Origin of the sequence: Granulicella paludicola, from assembly GCF_025685545.1 — a bacterium.
Lineage (GTDB): Bacteria > Acidobacteriota > Terriglobia > Terriglobales > Acidobacteriaceae > Granulicella > Granulicella paludicola.
This window is the reverse complement of record NZ_JAGSYC010000024.1, coordinates 527,767-547,074: the sequence shown is the minus strand read 5'-3', so window position 1 is coordinate 547,074 and position 19,308 is coordinate 527,767. Positions and strand designations below refer to the sequence as shown.

Below are 19,308 nucleotides of genomic sequence, written 5' to 3'. Positions count from 1 at the left end.
AGCGCAGCAGAGACTCTCCGTTACGGCGCACACTAAGAGGCCGAGACGCGATGCTCGAAGAAGTTGGTGAGTTATTGAACGTCCCGAAGACGCTTGCTGATACTCTCTTACCAATCTTGACGGTCGGCCATTTTCATTTCACGAGAGACGAACTCTATGAGTGATCCCACACTTGCGAGCGGCGGAGCGCCGACACCTGTTTCAGGACATGAAACAGCCTCCAGCGGCGGCTGGAGGCGCATCTTTGTGGGGGCAGACGGACTACGCGCTGGATGGAGCCTGATCCTCTTCTATGTATGTATCGCGGCCTTACGGTTCGTGGTGAAAGCGCTCTTCAAGGCCCTGCATCAGCTCGATCCCGACCAACTAATTCATGTGAGGAAGTATCCGATTGAGGTCATCGTCAGCGATGGCATCCCGTTTCTGGTGGTGATGCTGGCGTTGTGGCTGATGTCTCGCGTGGAGCGCCGCTCGATTTCGTCCTATGGTATCGGCGCGACGCCGGGGTCACTGCGACAGTTCGTTGAAGGACTGGTTTGGGGCGCCGGACTGCTGAGTCTGCTGGTGCTGATCCTGTGGCGACTGCATCTGCTGGTATTCGACGGACTGCAGATGGCTGGGCTGGATGTGTTGCGTTACTCCGTGGAGTGGGCGCTTGGTTTTCTGTGCGTGGGATTGCTGGAAGAGGCGGTCTCGCGTGGCTATCTGCAGTTCACGCTGTCGCGTGGCATTGCCGGACCGCTCTTACATACGCGCGCTGCACCGCACGCTCGGGCTATCGGCTTCTGGGGAACGGCTGTACTGACGTCTATTCTGTTTGGGTTGGGGCATCTCGGAAACAACGGCGAAAGTCCGGTGGGACTCTTTCTGGCCGGCCTGATGGGCTTTGCGTATACGCTCTCGCTTTGGCGCACGGGATCTTTATGGTGGGCCATTGGGATGCATGCAGCGTGGGACTGGGCGCAGTCGTTTGTGTTCGGCGTGGCCGACAGTGGGCACGTGGTGGCGTTCAACCTGCTGCATTCGCATCCGCAGGGGAGCCTGCTGCTTTCCGGCGGACCGACCGGACCGGAGGGCAGCGTGTACGCCTTACCGATCGCAGCTTTAGCCTTCGCGGCGATTCTGTGGACGCAGCGGCCCGGAGGATGGCCACCGGCTGGCAGCCATCTTTCCGAACGCAGCGACCGTGATCGTTAGAAGTCTTCGGTGAACTCGACCTCGCCCTGTACCGCGCTCTGGTAAGCGGAGACGCGGCGTTCAAAGAAGTTGGTGAGTTCCTGAACGTCCTGAAGGTCCATGAAGGCGAAAGGGTTTTTGGTGTTGAAGGCGGGAGCGATGCCGAGACGCTGCAGGCGGGAGTCAGCAACGTAGCCGAGGTAGGCGCGCATGTCGCGGATGCTGAGGCCGGCGACTCCACCGGCGAGAAGGTCTTCAGAGAACTGCGCTTCGGCGTCGACGGCCTCGTGCAGCATGGTGACAATGTCCTTCTCAAGCTGCTCGTCCCAGAGATCGGGCTCCTGCGCGCGAACGACGTTGACGACCTCGAAGGCGAACTCGAGGTGGCAGGACTCATCGCGGAAGACCCAGTTCGTGCCCGCAGCGAGGCCATGCAACAGGCCCTTCGAGCGGAAGAAATAGACATAGGCGAAGGCGGCGAAGAAGAAGAGGCCTTCGATGCAGGCGGCGAAGCAGATGAGGTTGAGCAGAAACTGGCGGCGATGCTCTTTGGTCTCCAGTTGCTCCAGCTGCTGGATGGAGTCCATCCACTTCATGCAGAAGTCAGCCTTCTTGCTGATGGAGGGGATGTTTTCGACTGCGGCGAAGGCGGCGTTGCGCTCTTCGGGGTCGGGCACGTAGTTGTCGAGCAACGTCAGATAGAACTGCACATGCACTGCTTCTTCAAACAACTGGCGCGAGAGATAGAGGCGTGCCTCAGGGGAGTTGATGTGCTTGTAGAGATTCAGCACGAGGTTGTTGGAGACGATGCTGTCGCCAGTGGCGAAGAAGGCGACGAGGCGCTGAACGACGTGAATTTCGGCCGATGAGAGCTTGCCCTTGAGGTCGGTGAGGTCGGTCTGGAAGTCGATCTCTTCAACGGTCCAGGTGTTCTTAATGCCGTCGCGGAACATGTCGTAGAAGACGGGGAACTTCATGGGACGGAGCGTGAGGCAGAGGCCGGGGTCGAGGATGTGCTCGGGGGCGGCGACGGAGGACTGGGTTTCAGTGGTGGACATAGGGTGGTCCTTTCGGGAGAACGGTGGGGCTACGAGCGAAGACAACTACAGAAGTCTCTCCACTACGCTGCGCTTCGGTCGAGATGACAGATTTAAGAGGGGGCTGGAAGGAAAGCTGTAGAGCTTCGCTCGGTGCCCACCTTAGCGACGATGATGCTGTAGCCAAGATGGGCATGCGGGTTGTAGTGAGTCGAGAAGTAGATTCCCTGCGGGAATGACAAACAAGAAACTACTGGCAGGCTTCGCAGGATTCGGGATTTTCGAGGCTGCAGGCCAGAGCTGCGGTGTCGTCGGGCTTCGGCGTGGTGAGGGCGTTGGAGGCCGCCGCGCCGACGCGGGTGCTGGCGTTGGCGACCGTGGTCTTCGCGATCTTGGTGGCCGGGCGAGAGCGCAGGTAGTAGGTGGTCTTGAGGCCCTGCTTCCACGCGTACATATACATGCTGGAGAGCTTGCCGATGTTGGGCGACTCGGCGAAGAGGTTCAGCGACTGCGACTGGTCGATGTAGGCGTTGCGAGCGGCGGCCATGTCGATGAGGCTCCGCATCGGGATCTCCCATACGGTGCGGTAGAGGAGTTTGAGATCGTCTGGCAGGCCGTCGATGTTCTGCACGGAGCCTTCGGACATCTTGAGGCGCATGCGCATCTCTTCATGCCAGAGGCCGCGGGTCTGCAGCTCTTCAATGAGATAGCGGTTGACCTGCAGAAACTCGCCGGAGAGTGTTTCGCGTTTGAAGAGGTTGGAGATCTGCGGCTCGATGCACTCATAGCAGCCAACGATGCTGGCGATGGTGGCCGTCGGTGCGATGGCGATGACGAGCGAGTTGCGGACACCCGACTTGAGGATGCGCTCACGCAGGATGTCCCAGCGGGTGGTGTCGGAGGGCGTGATGTTCCAGAGATCGAACTGGAAGTGCCCCTTGGCGAGGCGCGTGTCCGCGAAGGTGGCATGCGGTCCGTTGGCCTCGGCTAGTTCGCAGGAGGCAACGAGTGCGTAGTAGTAGATCTCTTCCTGAATCTTGGTGGAAAGAGCATGGGCTTCGACGCTGTCGAAGGGAAAGTGGAGCTGGAAGAAAACATCCTGCAAACCCATAAGGCCAAGGCCTACGGGTCGCCATGCGGCGTTGCTGGTGGCTGCCTGGTTGATGGGGTAGAAGTTGATGTCGATCACGCGGTCGAGCATCGGGATCGCGGTGCGCACGGTGGCGGCCAGCTTCTCGAAGTCGAAGGCTGCGGTGCCGTTTGCGTCGGTGGTGATGTGGCGCGCGAGGTTGATGGAGCCGAGGTTGCAGACGGCGGTCTGGTCCTTGCTGGTGACCTCGGTGATTTCAGTGCAGAGGTTGGAGAGATGCACCACGTTGCCGGGAGCGCCGGTCTGGTTGCACTTGAGGTTGGTGGCGTCTTTGAAGGTCATCCAGCCGTTGCCGGTCTCGGCGAGCGAGCGCATCATGCGCAGGTAGAGCTCGCGCGCCTTGATCTGGCGGTGATACTTCTTCGCGGCCTCGGCCTCTTCGTAGGCAGCGGTAAACTCCGGGCCGTATAAGTCGGGTAGCTGCGGCACGTCCTTGGGATCGAAGAGCGACCACAGGCCGTCCGCTTCGACGCGCTGCATGAAGAGGTCGGGAATCCAGTTGGCGAGGTTGAGGTTGTAGGTTCGGCGCGCTCCGTCGCCGGTGTTTTCGCGCAGCTCGAGAAAGGCTTCGATATCCGCATGCCAAGGCTCGAGATAAACGCAGCACGCACCTTTGCGCTTGCCACCCTGGTTCACGGCTGCAACGGAGCTATCGAGCGTGCGCAGCCACGGGATGATGCCGTTGCTCAGCCCGTTCGTTGCGCGGATGAGCGAGCCTTCGCTGCGGACGCGATGAAAGGCTAGGCCGATGCCGCCAGAGAACTTCGAAAGCAGCGCGACGTTCTTGTAGGTGTCGTAGATGCTGTCGAGCGAGTCGCCGGGACTGTCGTGCAGATAGCACGAGGACATCTGCGGGTGCTTGGTGCCGGCGTTGAAGAGTGTTGGCGAGGAGGGCATGTAGTCGAGCGAGGCGATGAGACGGTAGAAGTTGATGGCCTCATGCGGAGCGACGGCGAGTCCGCAGGCGACTCGCAGGAAGAAGTGCTGCGGAGTTTCGATGACGGCGCGGGAGATGGGGTCGCGCAGCAGGTAGCGGTCGTAGACGGTGCGCAGGCCGAAGTATTCGAAGCGGTCGGAGAACTCGTCGTCGATGGCGTGGTTGAGCTTGCGCGCGTGCGTGGCGACGAACTCGGCCGTAGCCTTACCGACGACGCCTTCGGCGTGACCGTAGGCGATGGATTGCGAGAAGCTGTGCAGGTTGAGTGCGGAAACTTCCTTGATGATGGTGGCCAGCAACAAGCGGGCCGCGAGCTTGGAGTATTGCGGCTCCTCTGCAATGAGCGAGGCGGCGGTGTCGATGGAGATGGTATCGAGTTCGCGCGTGGTGGCGCCGTCGTAGAGGCCACCGATGGTCTTCGAAGCGACGCGGATGGCATCGACGTGCGAGAGCCCGTGTGCTGAGCGCTGCACAGCTCGGACGATCTTGTTGACGTCGACGGGCTCAAGCGCTCCATTGCGCTTGCGGACGTGCATAACGGGGGTCTCTTCGCGCATAGGGAAACCGGGCGCGATGTCGGCAAGAGTGGTCTGAGTTTGGATCGAGTCGGCCATGGATGGATCTCCTTGGCCCCTGGGGTTTTGCGAAGAAACAACGGCAGGTCGTCGCTGAGCGCGAGGGGACGAGACGTTGCCACCTCGCCTCTCCTCGGAGGCGCGTGCGAATATTTCCATGGCAGGTCTTCGGACTCTGCAGGCTCGTACCTATTAGTCTGGACTTCCCAGAGCAACGCTCCAGTGTCATCGTCGACGTTCGTACCTGCTTACCGCTGCGGGACAGTTCCGGGATTTCACCGGATTCCCTTTTCACTCTCCTTACGGAGAGACCGTGGAATGACCTGACTATAGATTGTGGTGGTGGCCGATACAAGGCCACAGGTTGTGGATATGTCGAGATTTTCCGATACGGGCAGGACCGAAGGTGCTACACCTAATGAAGGGCGCAGGAGGAATGAGAACGATGCTTACCCCACGAGAAGCCGCACGGATGCTTGGCATTAGCTATCCATCGATCAAGCAGTGGATTCTTTCCGGCAAGCTAAAGACTGCGCAGACGCCGGGCGGGCATCATCGCATCTCCGAGGCTTCGCTGAAGCCGTTCCTAGCGAAGGACAACACAAAACCTGCGGCGAGTTCGCGAGCACGGTTCCGCAAGGTGAGTGGTCGTAACCAGATCGCGGGCAAAGTGATCAGCATCCGCATCGAAGGGCTGATGGCCGAGGTGGTGATGGCCTGTGAGTCGTCGCAGATTACGGCGATCATTACGGCGTCTGCTGCGAAGGAGTTGCAGTTGAAGAAAGGCGACGCAGTGGCTGCACTGATCAAGTCGACGGATGTGATGGTAGAGCGTTTGGACGACATAAGTTAGGGCGGAATAAGACATTTACTCCATCGCAGTGGCGTCTCTGCGACACATTGACCCATTCGATTCGATACGTATAAAGTCGTGAAGATCATCACGGCTGGACTTTCTGCGTATTGAAGCAGCTCAATACATCTTTCTAAGCGAACTGTGCCCAGGCATTGACCGGCGCCGCGCAAAGTCGCGCCTGGAGGAGTTACACCATGAGACTGAACTGGCGACTGACCGCCTGCCTGTTTTCACTGCTCGGAGTTTCCACAACCTATGCGCAGATCGCGTCGGAGATGCAGGGACGAGTCATCGATTCGTCTGGTGCAGGCATACCGAATGCGCGCATTGAACTGACGGAGACAACCAAGAATATTCATCGCGAGACGGTGAGCACGAGCTCAGGCAACTACCATTTCGGCCAGCTTGTGCCAGGGATTTATCGTGTGGAGGTCGTCGCACCGGGGTTTGAGAGGCTGAGCCGCACGGGCCTTACAGCGTTGGTGGGAGATACGGTGAACGTCGACCTGACGCTGACGGTGGGCTCGGATGCGCAGACGGTGAGTGTGGATGCTGCGGCTCCGCTGCTGCAGGCAAGTGTGGCAGATATCGAGACGCATTTGTCGGGTGCGGTGGTGGTGGGTATCCCGCTGAACAGCCGCAACTTCATCAACCTGACGCAGCTTGCACCCGGCGTGGCTCTGCCGCCCGGAACGCTGTTGCCGCGCATCAATGGTGGACGTCCGCGCACCAACGAGTATCTGTATGACGGCATCTCTGCGCTGCAGCCAGAGCCGGGACAGGTGGCGTTCTTCCCTATCGTGGATGACATCCAGGAGTTCACCGTCGAGGCGGACAATGTGCCTGCTGAGTTCGGGCGCTTCAATGGTGGCGTGGTGAACGTGGCAACGCGCTCGGGCTCGAACGCATTCCACGGCAGCCTGTATGAGTTCTTTCGCAACGAAGACCTGAACGCTTGCAACTACTTTGCGGCGGTGGGTAAGAAGCCGGAGTATCGGCGCAATGTGTACGGAGGCACGCTGGGAGGGCCAGTGCTGAAGGACAAATTGTTCTTCTTCGGCGACTACCAGGGAATCAAAGCGCTGATTGGCAAGCCGATCATCTCGACGATCCCGACGCTGGCGGAGCGGCAGGGCATCTTTACGGGTGTGTCGAAGATTTATAACCCTGCGACGACGACGCTGGTGGGTGGCAGGTACATTCGATCGGAGTTTCCGAACGATGTCATCGATCCGGCAGTGACGCCGTTCGATCCTTCGGCCGTTGCACTGCTGGCACGCTTCCCTACCCCGACGAACCTGACGGCGGCCGCAAATAACTACACGCGCACAGCAAACGATGCCGACCATCAGAACCAGTTCGACTTCCGCATGGATGGTGCGCTGCGCAACAGGGACCGAGCGTTTGCACGTTATTCGTACTTCAGCGATGTGGAGCAGCCGATCACGGCGCTGCCGGATGGCAGTGGACCGACGGCAGGGGCAGTGATCGGTACGGGCAACGTGGCGGGACTGTCCCATGTGCTTGGGCAGCAGGCGGTGTTCGATGAGACCCATACGTTTACGGCGAGACTTCTGAATGATGTCCATGTGGGATACACGCGGCGCGGCAACACGATCACGGGGCCCACGCTAAACAACACGGGTTCGAATGCGCTCGGAATCCCAGGGATCCCGACGAATGCAGCGTTCAATAACGCGCTGCCGCTGTTTACATTCACCGGCTTCCAGCAGCTAGGACCTGCAGCGAGCACATTCTCTCAGTATCAGACTGCGGTGTGGCAGATGGAGGAGACGCTGGCCTATGTGCGTGGACGGCACTCGTTCAAAATGGGTGCGGACGTTCGCTGGTACCAGCTGAACGCGGTGTCTCCACCGAATCCGACGGGCTCGTTTGCGTTTACGACGACCGGCACCGATACGCAGACGACCGCTGCGACAACGACTACGGGGGGCAATGCGCTGGCGAGCTTTCTCCTTGGGCAGGTCGATACGTTCTCGATCGACCTGCAGACCTCGAAGTTGCGACCGCGCGATCACATCCAGGAGTATTTCGTGCAGGACGATTGGCGCGCTACCGACAAATTGACACTCAACATTGGTGCCCGCTGGTCGCTGCATTCGCCTTCGACGGAGAAGAACAATCAGGGTGCTGTGTTCAACCTGACGACGCAGCAGCTTGCCTATGCGGGAGTGAATGGAAACCCGAAGAGCGCGCGCGAGCTGCACTATGACAACGTCGCGCCGCGGGTTGGCTTCACCTATCAGCTGACACCGAAGACGGTAGTTCGTTCTGGCTTCGGTATCGTGTTTATCGACCAGTCGGGTATCACGACGCCGTTCACGCTGCCGCAGTTTCCGTTCATCCAGAACGTGCAGCAGAAGACGCAGGACAGCATTAACTCTGCGTTCAAACTGTCGAATGGACCGACAGTCGCTCCCATTGCCCTGACGCCCGATGCGGGCCTGGGGCAGAGCGTGTACACCGCGAATCGCACCGCTGGTTCGGGTTACTCAGAGCAGTGGAACCTGGCGTTTCAACGGGCGATCACGAACGGCCTATCGGTCGATGTTGCGTACGTGGGCACGCACATAGTGCATGTGGGCATTCCAGATTCGAACCTGAACCAGTTGACGGCGGCGCAGCTTGCGCAGGGGCTGACGAACCCGACTTCGCTGACAGGGGCGGTGGCGAATCCGTACTACGGGCAGATTCCGACGTCGAGCAGCATTGGTGGCAAAACGATATCAGCAGCGCAGCTGCTGAAGCCGTACCCACGGTTCCAGAATGTGGCGACATACCGCAACAATAGCGGCGAGACCAACTACAACGCGATCGAGGCGAAGGTGGAGCAGCGCGTGACGCGTGGACTCTTCTTCCTGCTCGCATATACGCATTCGAAGCTGATTGACGATGCGTCGTCTGTGTTCTCGTCGACGGTGCTTTCCTCGCCGAACTCGAGCAGCCTGATTGCAGCGGACACCTTCCGGCCGTATCTTGAGCGCGACTCCTCGAACGGCGATATGCCGAATGTGACGACACTCGCTGCGACCTACGATCTGCCTGCGGGACGCGGCCACAACTTTGCTTCGCACGGTGTTCTCAACGCACTCCTTGGAGGCTGGGCGTTAAACACGATCATGACGCTGCAGTCGGGTATGCCGGTAACCGTGACTCAAGCGACCAACAACAATGCCTTCGCGGGCATTGCGTTGCAAAGGCCGAACATCGTGGCCAATCCTTCGCTGAGCCCGGAGTTGCGTACGCCTGCGAGGTTCTTCAACACTGCAGCTTTCGCGACAGCGCCACAGTTCACCTTCGGCAACGCGTCTCGTAACCCCGTGCGCGGGCCTGCGTATCGCGATCTCGACGCTGCGCTGGTAAAGCATACGCAGCTTGGCGAAAAGACCGACGCAGAGTTCCGCGCCGAGGTGTTCAATGTAACGAATACACCGGCGTTTGCGCAGCCCAATGGTAGCTTTGGGGCAGCCGCGTTTGGAAGCATCACGGCGACTTCAACGGAGCAGCGCGTTGTGCAGTTTGCGCTGAAGCTAAGCCGGTAAGAAAGAAAGCAGATTCCCTGCGGGAATGACAAGAATAAGTGCGACCAGACCGAGCGCTATTTGGGCTTCTTCAATGACTTCTTGAAGGTGGCCCAGTAGCGTTCGGTCTGGTCGGAGTAGTTGTGCGCGAAGCTGAGGATGGCGTCGTCGAACCGGCAGGAGTCGCCGAGGTAGGCGGCGATGGCGACAGGGTCTCCAGCGCGCGCGTGGCTCCGGGCTAAGAGCTCCCCGCAGAGATCGGCGTAGCCCAGCAGTGAGTCTGCGGTGAGGGTGGTGAGATCGAGCGTGGCCTTGTGATCGTTGAGCTGGCGCACGAGGTAGTCACGGCCCTCGATGGCGGTGTAGCCCAGGAAGGGATCGCTGGTAAGCTGCATGGCGCGCTGGCCGTCCATCACGCGATGGCCCTGGTGCGAGTGCTGCGAGCCCTCCGGCAGATAGGGCGCGTAGGCCGAGGCAGGCTCTTCCTTGATCTGCAGAAAGAGAGGATCGGACTTGCAGGCATGTGTGCCTTCGAGATAGACCACGTAATCGCGTAGACCGACGGAGCCGGTGCCGACCACTTTGAAGCCGACATCGACGGGGCTGTACTGATCGAGGAAGTGGCGACGCTCCGGCTGTAGCGTGCGCGAGTAGGGTCCCAGCGCGGCGAGTACGAGGTCGTGCTCTTTGCCACCAATGCGCCGGAGCAAGGGCGGCTCCGATTTGAAGACGCGATTGCTTTCGCCTTTGGTGGTGAGCGATTTCAGCGTCTTCGCTGCGGTAGAGCGTTCCGCCTGCGCGAAGATGGAGGGCATCGGTTCGATGTGAGCGAGGCGGTGGATCTGGTAGCGAGCAAGCTCGAGGATAGGTAGGGCGGCAAACGCACGCATCAGCTTGCGGTATTGCGCGGTGAAGTGCGCGACGGCCTCGTGACGGGCTGCGAGCTTCACGCCTGCTTCGCGACCGCCGAGGATGAGGCTGGTAGCGAGGCGCTTGATGTCGAACTCGAAGGGCCCGCGGATGGTCTCATCGAAGTCGTTGATGTCGAACATAAGGTTGCCATCGGGAGAGGCGTAGGCACCGAGGTTGGAGATGTGCGCGTCTCCGCAGAGCTGCGTGATGAGACCGGTGTTTGGCTGCGCGGCGAGGTCTGCCGCCATGATCGGAACCGCGCCGCGAAAGAAGCCAAACGCCGAAGCGGCCATACGCTCGTGCTTGATGACAACGAGCGATTTGATGCGGTCTTTTTCAGCGGCCCGCAGCAGCGCGATGGGATCGTCCGCAACGGCCTTGAGCGACAGGCTGGCGTGGGCTCCGCGGCTGAGTTGCTTGCGGGCGGCACGGCCGAGGGCGGCGCGTTCTTTGGACGATAAGGGTGGCGTGAGCGTGGACATTGCGGAACTCCTCGTGCTGAACATCAACGCTAGTAAGCGTACAGGCAACAGGGCTGCGGGTATACACTTTTGCTTTGGCATCTGATGGACGCCGCCAACGGATTTAGGTGTGACGATGAATGTAAAACAGAGTGAACATGAAGAAATAAAGCAGGCCGCGCCGGTGACGCTGTATGGTCGCGAGCTGACGCCGAACCGGCGCATCGATCTGAATCTGGACTGGGTGGATGAGATCCAGGTGAATACGAGCGCGGTGGAGCGCCGCGCTGCGACGATCGGTACGCGGCGCACGGTGAAGAAGGAATGGCAAGCGGCGTGGCTGCTGCGCGCGATCGCGTGCATGGACCTGACGACGCTCTCGGGCGATGACTCGGCCGAGCGTGTGAAGCGGCTGTGCGCGAAGGCACGGCGACCGCTGCAGGACCACCTGGTGAAGGCTCTAGGTATCGAGGAGCTTCATCTGACGACCGGCGCGGTGTGCGTCTACCACGCGTTTGTGGAGACGGCGGTGAAGGCGCTCGAAGGCTCTGGGATTCCGGTGGCCGCGGTGTCGACCGGCTTCCCTGCTGGTTTGAGTCCGCTGGCGGAGCGTGTGAATGAGATTCGGCGGAGCGTTGAGGCGGGGGCGAGCGAGATCGATATCGTGATTACGCGGGCGCATGTTTTCAATGGCGAGTGGGGCGCTTTGTACGACGAGGTTGCAGCCTTCAAAGATGCGTGTGGAGCGGCGCACATGAAAGCGATTCTTGGGACGGGCGATCTGCTGACTCTGCGGAATGTGGCGCGGGCGAGTTGGGTGGCGATGATGGCGGGGAGTGACTTCATCAAGACGTCGACGGGCAAGGAAGCGGTGAATGCTACGCTGCCGGTTTCGCTGGTGATGGTGCGGGCGATTCGTGATTACGCGGAGCGGACGGGGATGTATGTCGGGTATAAGCCTGCTGGCGGGATCAAGACGGCGAAGCAGAGTCTGGATTGGCTGGCGTTGATGAAGGATGAGTTGGGGCGGCCCTGGCTGGAGCCGAGTCTGTTTCGGTTTGGGGCGAGTTCGATGCTGGCGGATATCGAGCGGCAGTTGGAGCACTTTGTTACGGGTAGGTATAGCGCGGTATCGAGGCATCCGATCGCATGAGGTCGAGAATGGTCCGGAAACGCTTGAACTCGGTCAGCCTGCGGAACTACTGGTTTGCCTTCATATTTTGTGGAGTCATGTGGACGGTGGATAGTCACGCGCAGACAACATACTTTCCGCCGAAGACTTTTTCCGAAAACCGTCAGCTCGATCAGCTAGTGATCTCCTCATATTCCCGCCAGTTAGCCGCTCTGAAAGAAGCACCTCTATGGCATGTCTCATCCAATGTGCGCACCTACCGCTTTCTGTGGTTGCGAACGTTCCATCATCCGATTGCTGTTCGACTCGATATCCGTCCTAACGGTGCCGGAGCGTTGACAACGAAAATCACTGACGGGGCAGGTGGCTATGCGCCGGGAAAGCTTATTACCGACAAGACGATCAATTTGAGCAAAGATGATGTCGATACTGTTCTCGATAATATCCAGCGAACGAAGTTCTGGTCACTGCCGACATCTGAGAAATCTTATGGAGACGATGGTGCCCAATGGGTGATCGAGGCTGCTGACGGCGGCAGATATCACATCGTTGATCGCTGGACGCCAACCAAAGGCCCTATCTACGACTTAGGCAAAATGCTGGCGATTGATCTAGCGAAGATCAATGTACCTGCGAACGAGTTTTACTGAAATATTGAGCGCGGTGAAGACTGCCGCTGGAGCAAACAATGGCAAGCAGCGTAGTGGAGAAGTTTTATTCGATGGAGTATGGACCGGCGCCGGAGGATGCGAGCGAGGTTACGAAGTGGCTCGACGCGCATCGTCGTGCGTTTGGGCACTATGTCGACGGCAAGTGGACCGCGGTGGGGGCGGAGAGTTTTGAGACGAAGAATCCGGCTACGGGTGAGGTGTTAGCTCGGGTTGCGACGGCCAGTGCGGAGGATGTTGATGCGGCGGTGAAGGCTGCGCGGGCGGCGCTGCCTGCGTGGCAGGCATTGAGTGGTCATGCGCGGGCGAAGTATCTATATGCGCTGGCGCGGCAGGTGCAGAAGCATGCACGGCGGCTGGCGGTGTTAGAAACGCTCGATAACGGCAAGTCGATCCGCGAGTCGCGGGACATCGATATTCCGCTGGTGGCGCGGCACTTTTATCACCATGCGGGCTGGGCTCAACTGCGCGATGAAGAGTTTCCGTGCTATGCGCCGATGGGCGTAGTGGGGCAGATTATTCCGTGGAACTTTCCGCTGCTGATGTTTGCGTGGAAGGTTGCGCCTGCGCTGGCTGCTGGGAACACCGTCGTGATCAAGCCTGCCGAGTACGCGCCGCTGAGTGCGCTGGCGTTCGCGGAGATTGCGCATGAGATCGGTCTGCCTGCGGGTGTGTTGAACGTGGTGAACGGCGCGGGTGAGACGGGCGCTGCGATTACGGCGCATCCGGGGATCGACAAGATCGCGTTTACGGGTTCGACCGAGGTGGGACGCATCATTCGCAAGGCCACGGCGGGGACGACGAAGAAGCTGTCGCTGGAGCTTGGCGGCAAGTCGCCGTTCATCGTCTTCGATGATGCCGATCTGGACTCGGCTGTCGAGGGGCTGGTCGATGGCATCTGGTTCAACCAGGGGCAGGTGTGTTGCGCGGGTTCGCGACTGCTGGTGCAGGAGCGCGTGGCCGAGCGGCTGTACGACAAGATTCGCGCGCGCATGAGCACGCTGCGGGTTGGGTCGCCGCTGGATAAGGCTGTCGATATCGGGGCAATCGTCGACAAGGTGCAGTATGAGCGCATCGCTGGGTTGGTCAAGCAAGGCATTGCCGAGGGCGCGACGTGCTATCAGCCTGATCTGACCATGCCAGAGAAGGGACTGTTCTATAAACCGACGCTGTTGACGGGCATATCTCCGGCTGCGACGGTGGCGCAGGAGGAGATCTTCGGGCCGGTGCTGGTAGCGATGACCTTCCGCACTCCGGCAGAGGCTGTGGAGTTGGCAAATAACACGACCTATGGTTTGGCCGCGAGCATCTGGAGCGAGAACATCAATGTTGCGCTCGATGTGGCTGCGCAGGTAAAGGCTGGCGTTGTGTGGGTGAATGCAACGAATCTGTTCGATGCCGCGTGTGGATTTGGCGGATATCGCGAGAGTGGCTACGGACGCGAGGGCGGCAAAGAAGGGATGTACGAGTACCTTGAGCCGACGTGGGTGAAGGATGCTCCTGCGGTGGTTCCAGAGAAGCAGGTCCTTCGCTCCGCTCAGGATGACAAGGGTGAGAGTGCAGATGCATTCGGCATCGATCGCACGGTGAAGATGTACATCGGTGGCAAGCAGGCTCGGCCGGATTCGGGCTACAGCTATTCCGTGTATGGAGCGAACGGCAAGTTCATTGGCGAGGCTCCTTCAGGCAGCCGCAAGGATATTCGCAATGCGGTTGAGGCAGCTCGAAATGTGAGTGCGAAGTGGGCGAAGACGGCGGCGCATGGTCGCGCGCAGGTGCTGTACTTCATGGCAGAGAACCTGTCGCAGCGCCGGACTGAGTTGATCGCGAAGCTGGGCGAGTTTGTAGGGCCAGATCAGGCTGCGGTGGAGTTCGATGCCAGCGTGGAGCGCATCTTTGCGTACGCGGCGTGGTGCGATAAGTACGATGGCAGTGTTCATAATCCTCCGATGAAGATGGTTGCGCTTGCCATGCACGAAGCCGTTGGGACGATCGGCGTGCTGTGTCCTGACGATGCTCCGCTGCTGGGTTTCGTGTCGCTGGTGCTGCCTGCCATTGCGATGGGCAACGCGGTGATCGCCGTGCCGAGCGAGCGTAGCGCTACGTTGATGGGCGAGATATACCAAGTGCTCGATACGAGCGATCTGCCCGGAGGCGTAGTGAACATCGTGACAGGCAAAGCGATAGAGCTGGGCAAGACGCTCGCGGAGCACGACGATGTCGATGCGATCTGGAGCTTCCGCGATGAGGCTGCGTCGACGATGGTGAAGGCGGCTTCGATCGGCAACCTGAAGCAGGTGTTCTCGAACGATGGTCGTCAGTTTGACTGGTTCGATCCAGCACAGGCTGAAGGTAGATACTTTCTGCGCCATGCGACGCAGGTGAAGAACATCTGGGTGCCTTACGGCGAATGACGCAACGACTGACTAGACAACAAAGAGCGAGGCTTACGAGTCTCGCTCTTTCGTTTGCGGGAAGTATCGGATGGAGAGGCTATGATCTTTAACGGCGCACAATTGCGCGCATGATTGGGGACTCGGATGGATCAGCAACCCTCAGACGCTCTGGTTTTCTTTGGTGCAACTGGCGATTTGGCCTACAAGAAGATCTTTCCTTCGCTGCAGGCGATGGTGAAGCGCGGCAACCTGAACGTGCCAGTGATCGGTGTGGCAAAGGCTGGATGGAATCTTGACCAGCTGAAAGAGCGGGCGCATGACAGCCTGGAGAAGCATGGTGGCGTGGACGAAGCTGCGTGGACAAAGCTGAGTTCCCTGCTGCGCTACGTTGATGGCGATTACGCGGACATTGCTACGTTCGAGGCCGTGAAGAAGGAGTTGGGCGATTGTAAGCGGCCCGCGCATTACCTGGCGATTCCGCCGGTGATGTTTGAGAAGGTTGTAGAGCAACTAGTCGCTTCTGGCTGCGCGAAGGACGCGCGGATGATTGTGGAGAAGCCGTTCGGACACGACCTGGCTTCGGCGCAGGAGTTGGATCGGATTCTACTTGCGGCGTTTCCTGAGACGCAGATCTTCCGTATCGATCATTACCTTGCGAAGGGGCCTGTTCACAACATGGTGTCGTTCCGGTTCGCGAACTCGCTGCTGGAGCCGATCTGGAATCGCAATCACATTGAGAGCGTGCAGATTACGATGGCGGAGAACTTCGGCATCCAAGGGCGCGGCTCGTTTTATGATCCGACTGGCGCGATTCGCGACGTGGTGCAGAACCATATCTTCCAGCTGATGTGTAATCTGGCGATGGAATGTCCTGCGGATAACAAGAGCGAATCTGTGCGTGACGAGAAGGTGAAGGTGCTGCGGGCGATCCCTCCGATCGAGGCGAAGGACCTGGTGCGCGGACAATTCAAGGGTTATCTGGATGAGAAGGGCGTTGCTCCGAACTCGACGACTGAGACGTATGCGGCGCTGAAGCTGCAGGTGAACTCGTGGCGATGGGATGGAGTTCCGTTCTACATTCGTGCGGGCAAGAATCTGCCGGTGACCTGCACGGAAGTGATTGCTCGGCTGAAACCTGCGCCGGTGACGAACTTTCTTCCAGCTGGCAGTCCGCAGAACTATGTGCGGTTCCGGATTTCGCCGGAGATGACGATTGCCATTGCAGTTTCTGTGGCGGCGTTTGGCGAAGCTGGACCGAGGCAAGAGGTTGAGCTGGTGGCGACTCGGAATGCGCGGCCGGAGGAGATGGAAGCTTATGAGCGCGTGCTGACCGATGCGATGGCCGGCGATCCGACAAACTTTGCTCGGCAGGATTATGTGGAAGAGGCCTGGAGAATTGTCGATCCGGTGCTGAAGGCGCAGACGCCGGTGACGGTTTATGAGCCAAATACCTGGGGGCCGGAAGGTGATGTTGTTCCGCCCGGAGGCTGGGATGTTCCGGTTCCGGAGCAGGCGGAGGATTTTCGGGTGGTGAAGTAGATCCCCTCCCCCTCCCCCATACTTTGGGGCTAAAGTTTTGAACGAATGAGACTTAAGTCTGGACCAAATATGTTTGCAAGATGCAGAAGGCCCGGAGGGTATCCGAGCCTTCTGCTTTTCTCTTCTATATCCAGTTTAACAAACGGCGTAGGGTAAACATGCAAAAACTTTTCGCCGCTATCGTGTTTCGATGCAGAGAGTTACCGGAAAAGTTCTGTCAGGAGGGGTTGACAGCAATTTGCAGCTATTCGGTGGAGAAGGAGCTGCTGGTCTGCTTACCTGCGGCGCGGAGCGCGCCTGAGAGCCGGTTGCGGATGTTGGCGGCGACGCGGATGGCATCGTCCAGCGTGAGGGACGCCTTCGCCAGCATGGCGGAGCCGTGAAGCGAGGCTGCCTGCGCGAGAGAGATTTCCTCTTCGAGATTGGTGAGTTTGCGGTTTAAGGCGTCATGGTCCATGGTTTACAGCTCCCTTATTAGACATGACGTTTGGGATGCCGACTTGGAGGGGTGTGGATTGTAAGGGTTTTGTAATGTTTGACTGTGTCGGGGCGCGATCAGATCTGAGAGCAAGCCAGCGGGCTGAGGTAGAGGTTGGAGATGTTGCTAACGATGTCGGCGTCGGTGTTGCCGGGCTGGTGGGAGAGTTCCTTCCACTCGGGGTCGGCGGAAAACTTTGCCCAGTGCTCGGTGAGGTCGGCGAGGCTGGGGAAGGTGAGCATATAAGTGAGGGCGGGCATGCGGGTGCCGATGAGGGTGTCGGCGAAAAAGACCGGGGTGAGGCCGCTGCGGGTGAAGATTTTGATCTCGGCATCGTTGAACATCTGCATCTTGCGCTGGTGCGCGGCCTGGCTGGGGCTTTCGTAGGTGCGGAGCTGGAAGATGCGTTTGCCGGGTTTGGGCGCGGTGAGCTTCGGCCAACCGGAGAAGGCGGCGAGGATGGAACGCTCGGAGCGTTCGTAGGCTGGGGCGGAAGCTGGAGCGTCGCGAAAGCCAGCGGCGGCTTTGAGGTAAGCGGCGTCGCTGGCGAGGAGGGTGTCGAGGTTGACAAGCGACTCGGCTGAGTTCGAGGGGATGAGGACGTAGTAGGTGGGGGTTTCGGGGCCGATGTCGAGCTTGAAGGCTCCGATGGGAGACATCTGCAGGCGGTTGAGCGCGGGGATGAGCGCGTGCTCGAAGTAGTTCTGCGTGAGGGGGAGCTGCGGGCCGTTACGGAGGGTGTACTTGCGCAGCTGGTAGAACTCGCGAGCGGGCTGCGATGGGGATTGTGATTCTGCGGAGAAGGCTGTGGCTGAAGCGGTGGCGAGAGCGGATTTTACGAAGGCGCGACGTTGCATGGAGACTCCGGAGGAACGCTTCCAGAGTACGACAGGTCGCTCCCATCTCGTCCTCCGGCATATCGCGGACGGAGATGGGAGACGCGTAGCTAGCGTGAGCGGAGGTGGAAGGTGACGCCTGTGAGCGTTTCTGTCTCTGACCAGAGACGCTTTGCGAGAGCTTCGTCTTTGGCAGAAGGAGCGATCTTTGCGGGAACGGGATGCCCTTTGATTTCCTGAAATCCGCTGGGGCCGTAGTAGCCGCCAGGCGTGGCGTCGGGTGAGGTGGCGGCGAAGAGGGTGGGCAGAGCGCCGTGGTGGGCGTCCTGCGAAGCCAGAGGTTTGAGGATCGCGGTTGCAAGACGCATCGGGAACGGCATCTTGCCCTGTGGACCGCTGATCTGCAGGTTGGTGATCGCGTACCCAGGATGAGCGCCTGTGCTGAGGATGGGTGAGCCTGTAGAGGTGAGGCGGCGTTGGAGCTCCTGCTGGAAGATGAGGTCGGCAAGTTTGGATTGTGAGTAGGCGCCAAACATGGGGTTGTACTTCTTCTCACTCTGCAGGTTGTCGAACTCGATCTTGCTTTGATTGCTGACACCGCTGGAAACGGTGACGATGCGAGTTCCCTGCTGCTGTTTGAGATGGGGATAGAGCAGAGCGGTAAGCGCGAAGGGGCCGAGGTAGTTGGTGGCGAACTGGCGCTCGTAGCCGTCGACGGTGAGTTCGCGCTGAGGTACGGCCATGACTCCGGCGTTGTTGATGAGGAGGTCGAGCGACTGGCCGGGGAAGGTGGCGTCGATGAAGTCGGCGAAGGCGTGGATGCTGGCGAGCGAGGCGAGGTCGAGCATGGCTGGAGTGAGCTTCGCGTGAGGGACTTCGCGGAGGATGCGGGTGATGGCGTCGTTGGCTTTGTCGAGCGAACGCGCGGGAAGAATGACCTCGGCTCCGCGGCGAGCGAGTTCGAGTGCGGTTTCGAAACCGATGCCGGAGTTTGCGCCCGTGATGAGAACGCGGCGGCCCTGCTGCGAGGGGATGTTGCTAGCGGTGAAGTGCGTGTTTGTGTTCGTCATTCCTGGAGTATGCTTCCATTAGTATCCAATGGCAATAAGGCACCTTTTCGTGCTGTAGGTACCTCGAGGTAACAAATGAAGAAAACAGGGATCGACTGGGGAGAAGTAAATGCGACGTGCGATGCGATGAGTCCGGAGGAGGACTCGCTGGCGCGGACGATCGTGACGCAGATGGCGGAGAAGTGGACGCTGTGGACGATGGCGGTGCTCGCTGAGGCGGGCGGGCCAATGCGGTTTTCGCGGGTGCTGGAGCAGGTGGAGGGCGTGAGTCAGAAGTCGCTGACCAAGACGCTGCGGCAGCTGGAGCGCGATGGGCTGGTGACGCGGGAGGCGTTTGCGGAGGTGCCTCCGCGGGTGGAGTACGCGATCACGGAGCTGGGGATGGAGATGCTGGCCCAGGTGCATCCGCTGTGGGTGTGGGCGAGCGCGAATGTGAAGCGGTTTGTGGAGGCGCGAGAGAGGTACGACGGGTGACGGGGGCCAATTTCCAGGCGGCCACGAGTCCTTGACGAATTTTCCCGGGGCGTCGGAGGCGGCGTAAAC

The 19,308-nt window shown here is 59.7% G+C and carries 14 protein-coding genes and 1 riboswitch; of the genes, 8 read left to right on the top strand and 6 right to left on the bottom strand.

Going from position 1 to position 19,308, the window contains the following annotated elements:
- The first annotated feature begins 156 nt into the window (after positions 1 to 156).
- Positions 157 to 1,197 carry a CPBP family intramembrane glutamic endopeptidase gene (locus OHL14_RS11530; protein ID WP_263379494.1) on the top strand — a complete coding sequence of 347 codons (1,041 nt, stop codon included), beginning with the start codon at positions 157 to 159 and terminating at the stop codon, positions 1,195 to 1,197.
- On the opposite strand, the gene OHL14_RS11525 is transcribed toward OHL14_RS11530, so the two are convergent.
- Both OHL14_RS11525 and OHL14_RS11520 read right to left on the bottom strand, forming a co-directional pair.
- The gene (locus OHL14_RS11525) at positions 1,194 to 2,234 is read right to left on the bottom strand and encodes a ribonucleotide-diphosphate reductase subunit beta (protein WP_263379493.1); all 1,041 of its coding nucleotides are present in this window, start codon (positions 2,232 to 2,234) and stop codon (positions 1,194 to 1,196) included. The genes OHL14_RS11530 and OHL14_RS11525 overlap by 4 nt on opposite strands.
- 229 nt (positions 2,235 to 2,463) lie before the next feature.
- The gene (locus tag OHL14_RS11520; protein WP_263379492.1) at positions 2,464 to 4,914 is read right to left on the bottom strand and encodes a ribonucleoside-diphosphate reductase subunit alpha; all 2,451 of its coding nucleotides are present in this window, start codon (positions 4,912 to 4,914) and stop codon (positions 2,464 to 2,466) included.
- Positions 4,915 to 5,017: 103 nt separating this feature from the next.
- Positions 5,018 to 5,206, bottom strand: a riboswitch (cobalamin riboswitch).
- Positions 5,207 to 5,320: 114 nt separating this feature from the next.
- Here OHL14_RS11520 and OHL14_RS11515 point away from each other — a divergent pair.
- Both OHL14_RS11515 and OHL14_RS11510 read left to right on the top strand, forming a co-directional pair.
- On the top strand, positions 5,321 to 5,728 hold the full coding sequence (locus tag OHL14_RS11515; protein WP_263379491.1) for a helix-turn-helix transcriptional regulator: 408 nt from the start codon (positions 5,321 to 5,323) through the stop codon (positions 5,726 to 5,728).
- A 197-nt stretch (positions 5,729 to 5,925) separates the two neighbouring features.
- Positions 5,926 to 9,294, top strand: coding sequence for a TonB-dependent receptor (locus OHL14_RS11510; RefSeq protein WP_263379490.1), 3,369 nt, complete (start codon positions 5,926 to 5,928; stop codon positions 9,292 to 9,294).
- A gap of 56 nt (positions 9,295 to 9,350) precedes the next feature.
- Here OHL14_RS11510 and OHL14_RS11505 read toward each other — a convergent pair whose 3' ends face one another.
- Entirely contained in the window at positions 9,351 to 10,667 is a 1,317-nt protein-coding gene (locus OHL14_RS11505) for a DUF2252 domain-containing protein (RefSeq protein ID WP_263379489.1), read from the bottom strand.
- Between the two features lie 115 nt (positions 10,668 to 10,782).
- On the opposite strand from OHL14_RS11505, the gene deoC reads away from it, so the two are divergent.
- From deoC to zwf, 4 genes are all read left to right on the top strand, one after another.
- Positions 10,783 to 11,799, top strand: a complete 1,017-nt coding sequence (gene deoC / locus OHL14_RS11500; protein WP_263379488.1) for a deoxyribose-phosphate aldolase — start codon at positions 10,783 to 10,785, stop codon at positions 11,797 to 11,799.
- A gap of 23 nt (positions 11,800 to 11,822) precedes the next feature.
- Positions 11,823 to 12,428 carry a hypothetical protein gene (locus OHL14_RS11495; protein WP_263379487.1) on the top strand — a complete coding sequence of 202 codons (606 nt, stop codon included), beginning with the start codon at positions 11,823 to 11,825 and terminating at the stop codon, positions 12,426 to 12,428.
- A 38-nt stretch (positions 12,429 to 12,466) separates the two neighbouring features.
- The gene (locus OHL14_RS11490) at positions 12,467 to 14,860 is read left to right on the top strand and encodes an aldehyde dehydrogenase family protein (protein WP_263379486.1); all 2,394 of its coding nucleotides are present in this window, start codon (positions 12,467 to 12,469) and stop codon (positions 14,858 to 14,860) included.
- 126 nt (positions 14,861 to 14,986) lie between these two features.
- Positions 14,987 to 16,381: a glucose-6-phosphate dehydrogenase gene (zwf, locus tag OHL14_RS11485; protein WP_263379485.1), complete on the top strand. Its 1,395-nt coding sequence runs from the start codon at positions 14,987 to 14,989 to the stop codon at positions 16,379 to 16,381.
- 244 nt (positions 16,382 to 16,625) lie between these two features.
- On the opposite strand, the gene OHL14_RS11480 is transcribed toward zwf, so the two are convergent.
- The 3 genes from OHL14_RS11480 to OHL14_RS11470 all read right to left on the bottom strand — a co-directional run bounded on the left by OHL14_RS11480 (position 16,626) and on the right by OHL14_RS11470 (position 18,765).
- Complete coding sequence (locus tag OHL14_RS11480; RefSeq protein WP_263379484.1) at positions 16,626 to 16,838, bottom strand: hypothetical protein; 213 nt, start codon at positions 16,836 to 16,838, stop codon at positions 16,626 to 16,628.
- 98 nt (positions 16,839 to 16,936) lie between these two features.
- Positions 16,937 to 17,716: an NIPSNAP family protein gene (locus OHL14_RS11475; RefSeq protein WP_263379483.1), complete on the bottom strand. Its 780-nt coding sequence runs from the start codon at positions 17,714 to 17,716 to the stop codon at positions 16,937 to 16,939.
- A gap of 89 nt (positions 17,717 to 17,805) precedes the next feature.
- The gene (locus tag OHL14_RS11470; protein WP_263379482.1) at positions 17,806 to 18,765 is read right to left on the bottom strand and encodes an oxidoreductase; all 960 of its coding nucleotides are present in this window, start codon (positions 18,763 to 18,765) and stop codon (positions 17,806 to 17,808) included.
- Positions 18,766 to 18,840: 75 nt separating this feature from the next.
- Here OHL14_RS11470 and OHL14_RS11465 point away from each other — a divergent pair, with 75 nt between their 5' ends.
- On the top strand, positions 18,841 to 19,239 hold the full coding sequence (locus tag OHL14_RS11465; RefSeq protein WP_263379481.1) for a winged helix-turn-helix transcriptional regulator: 399 nt from the start codon (positions 18,841 to 18,843) through the stop codon (positions 19,237 to 19,239).
- The last annotated feature ends 69 nt before the right edge of the window (positions 19,240 to 19,308 follow it).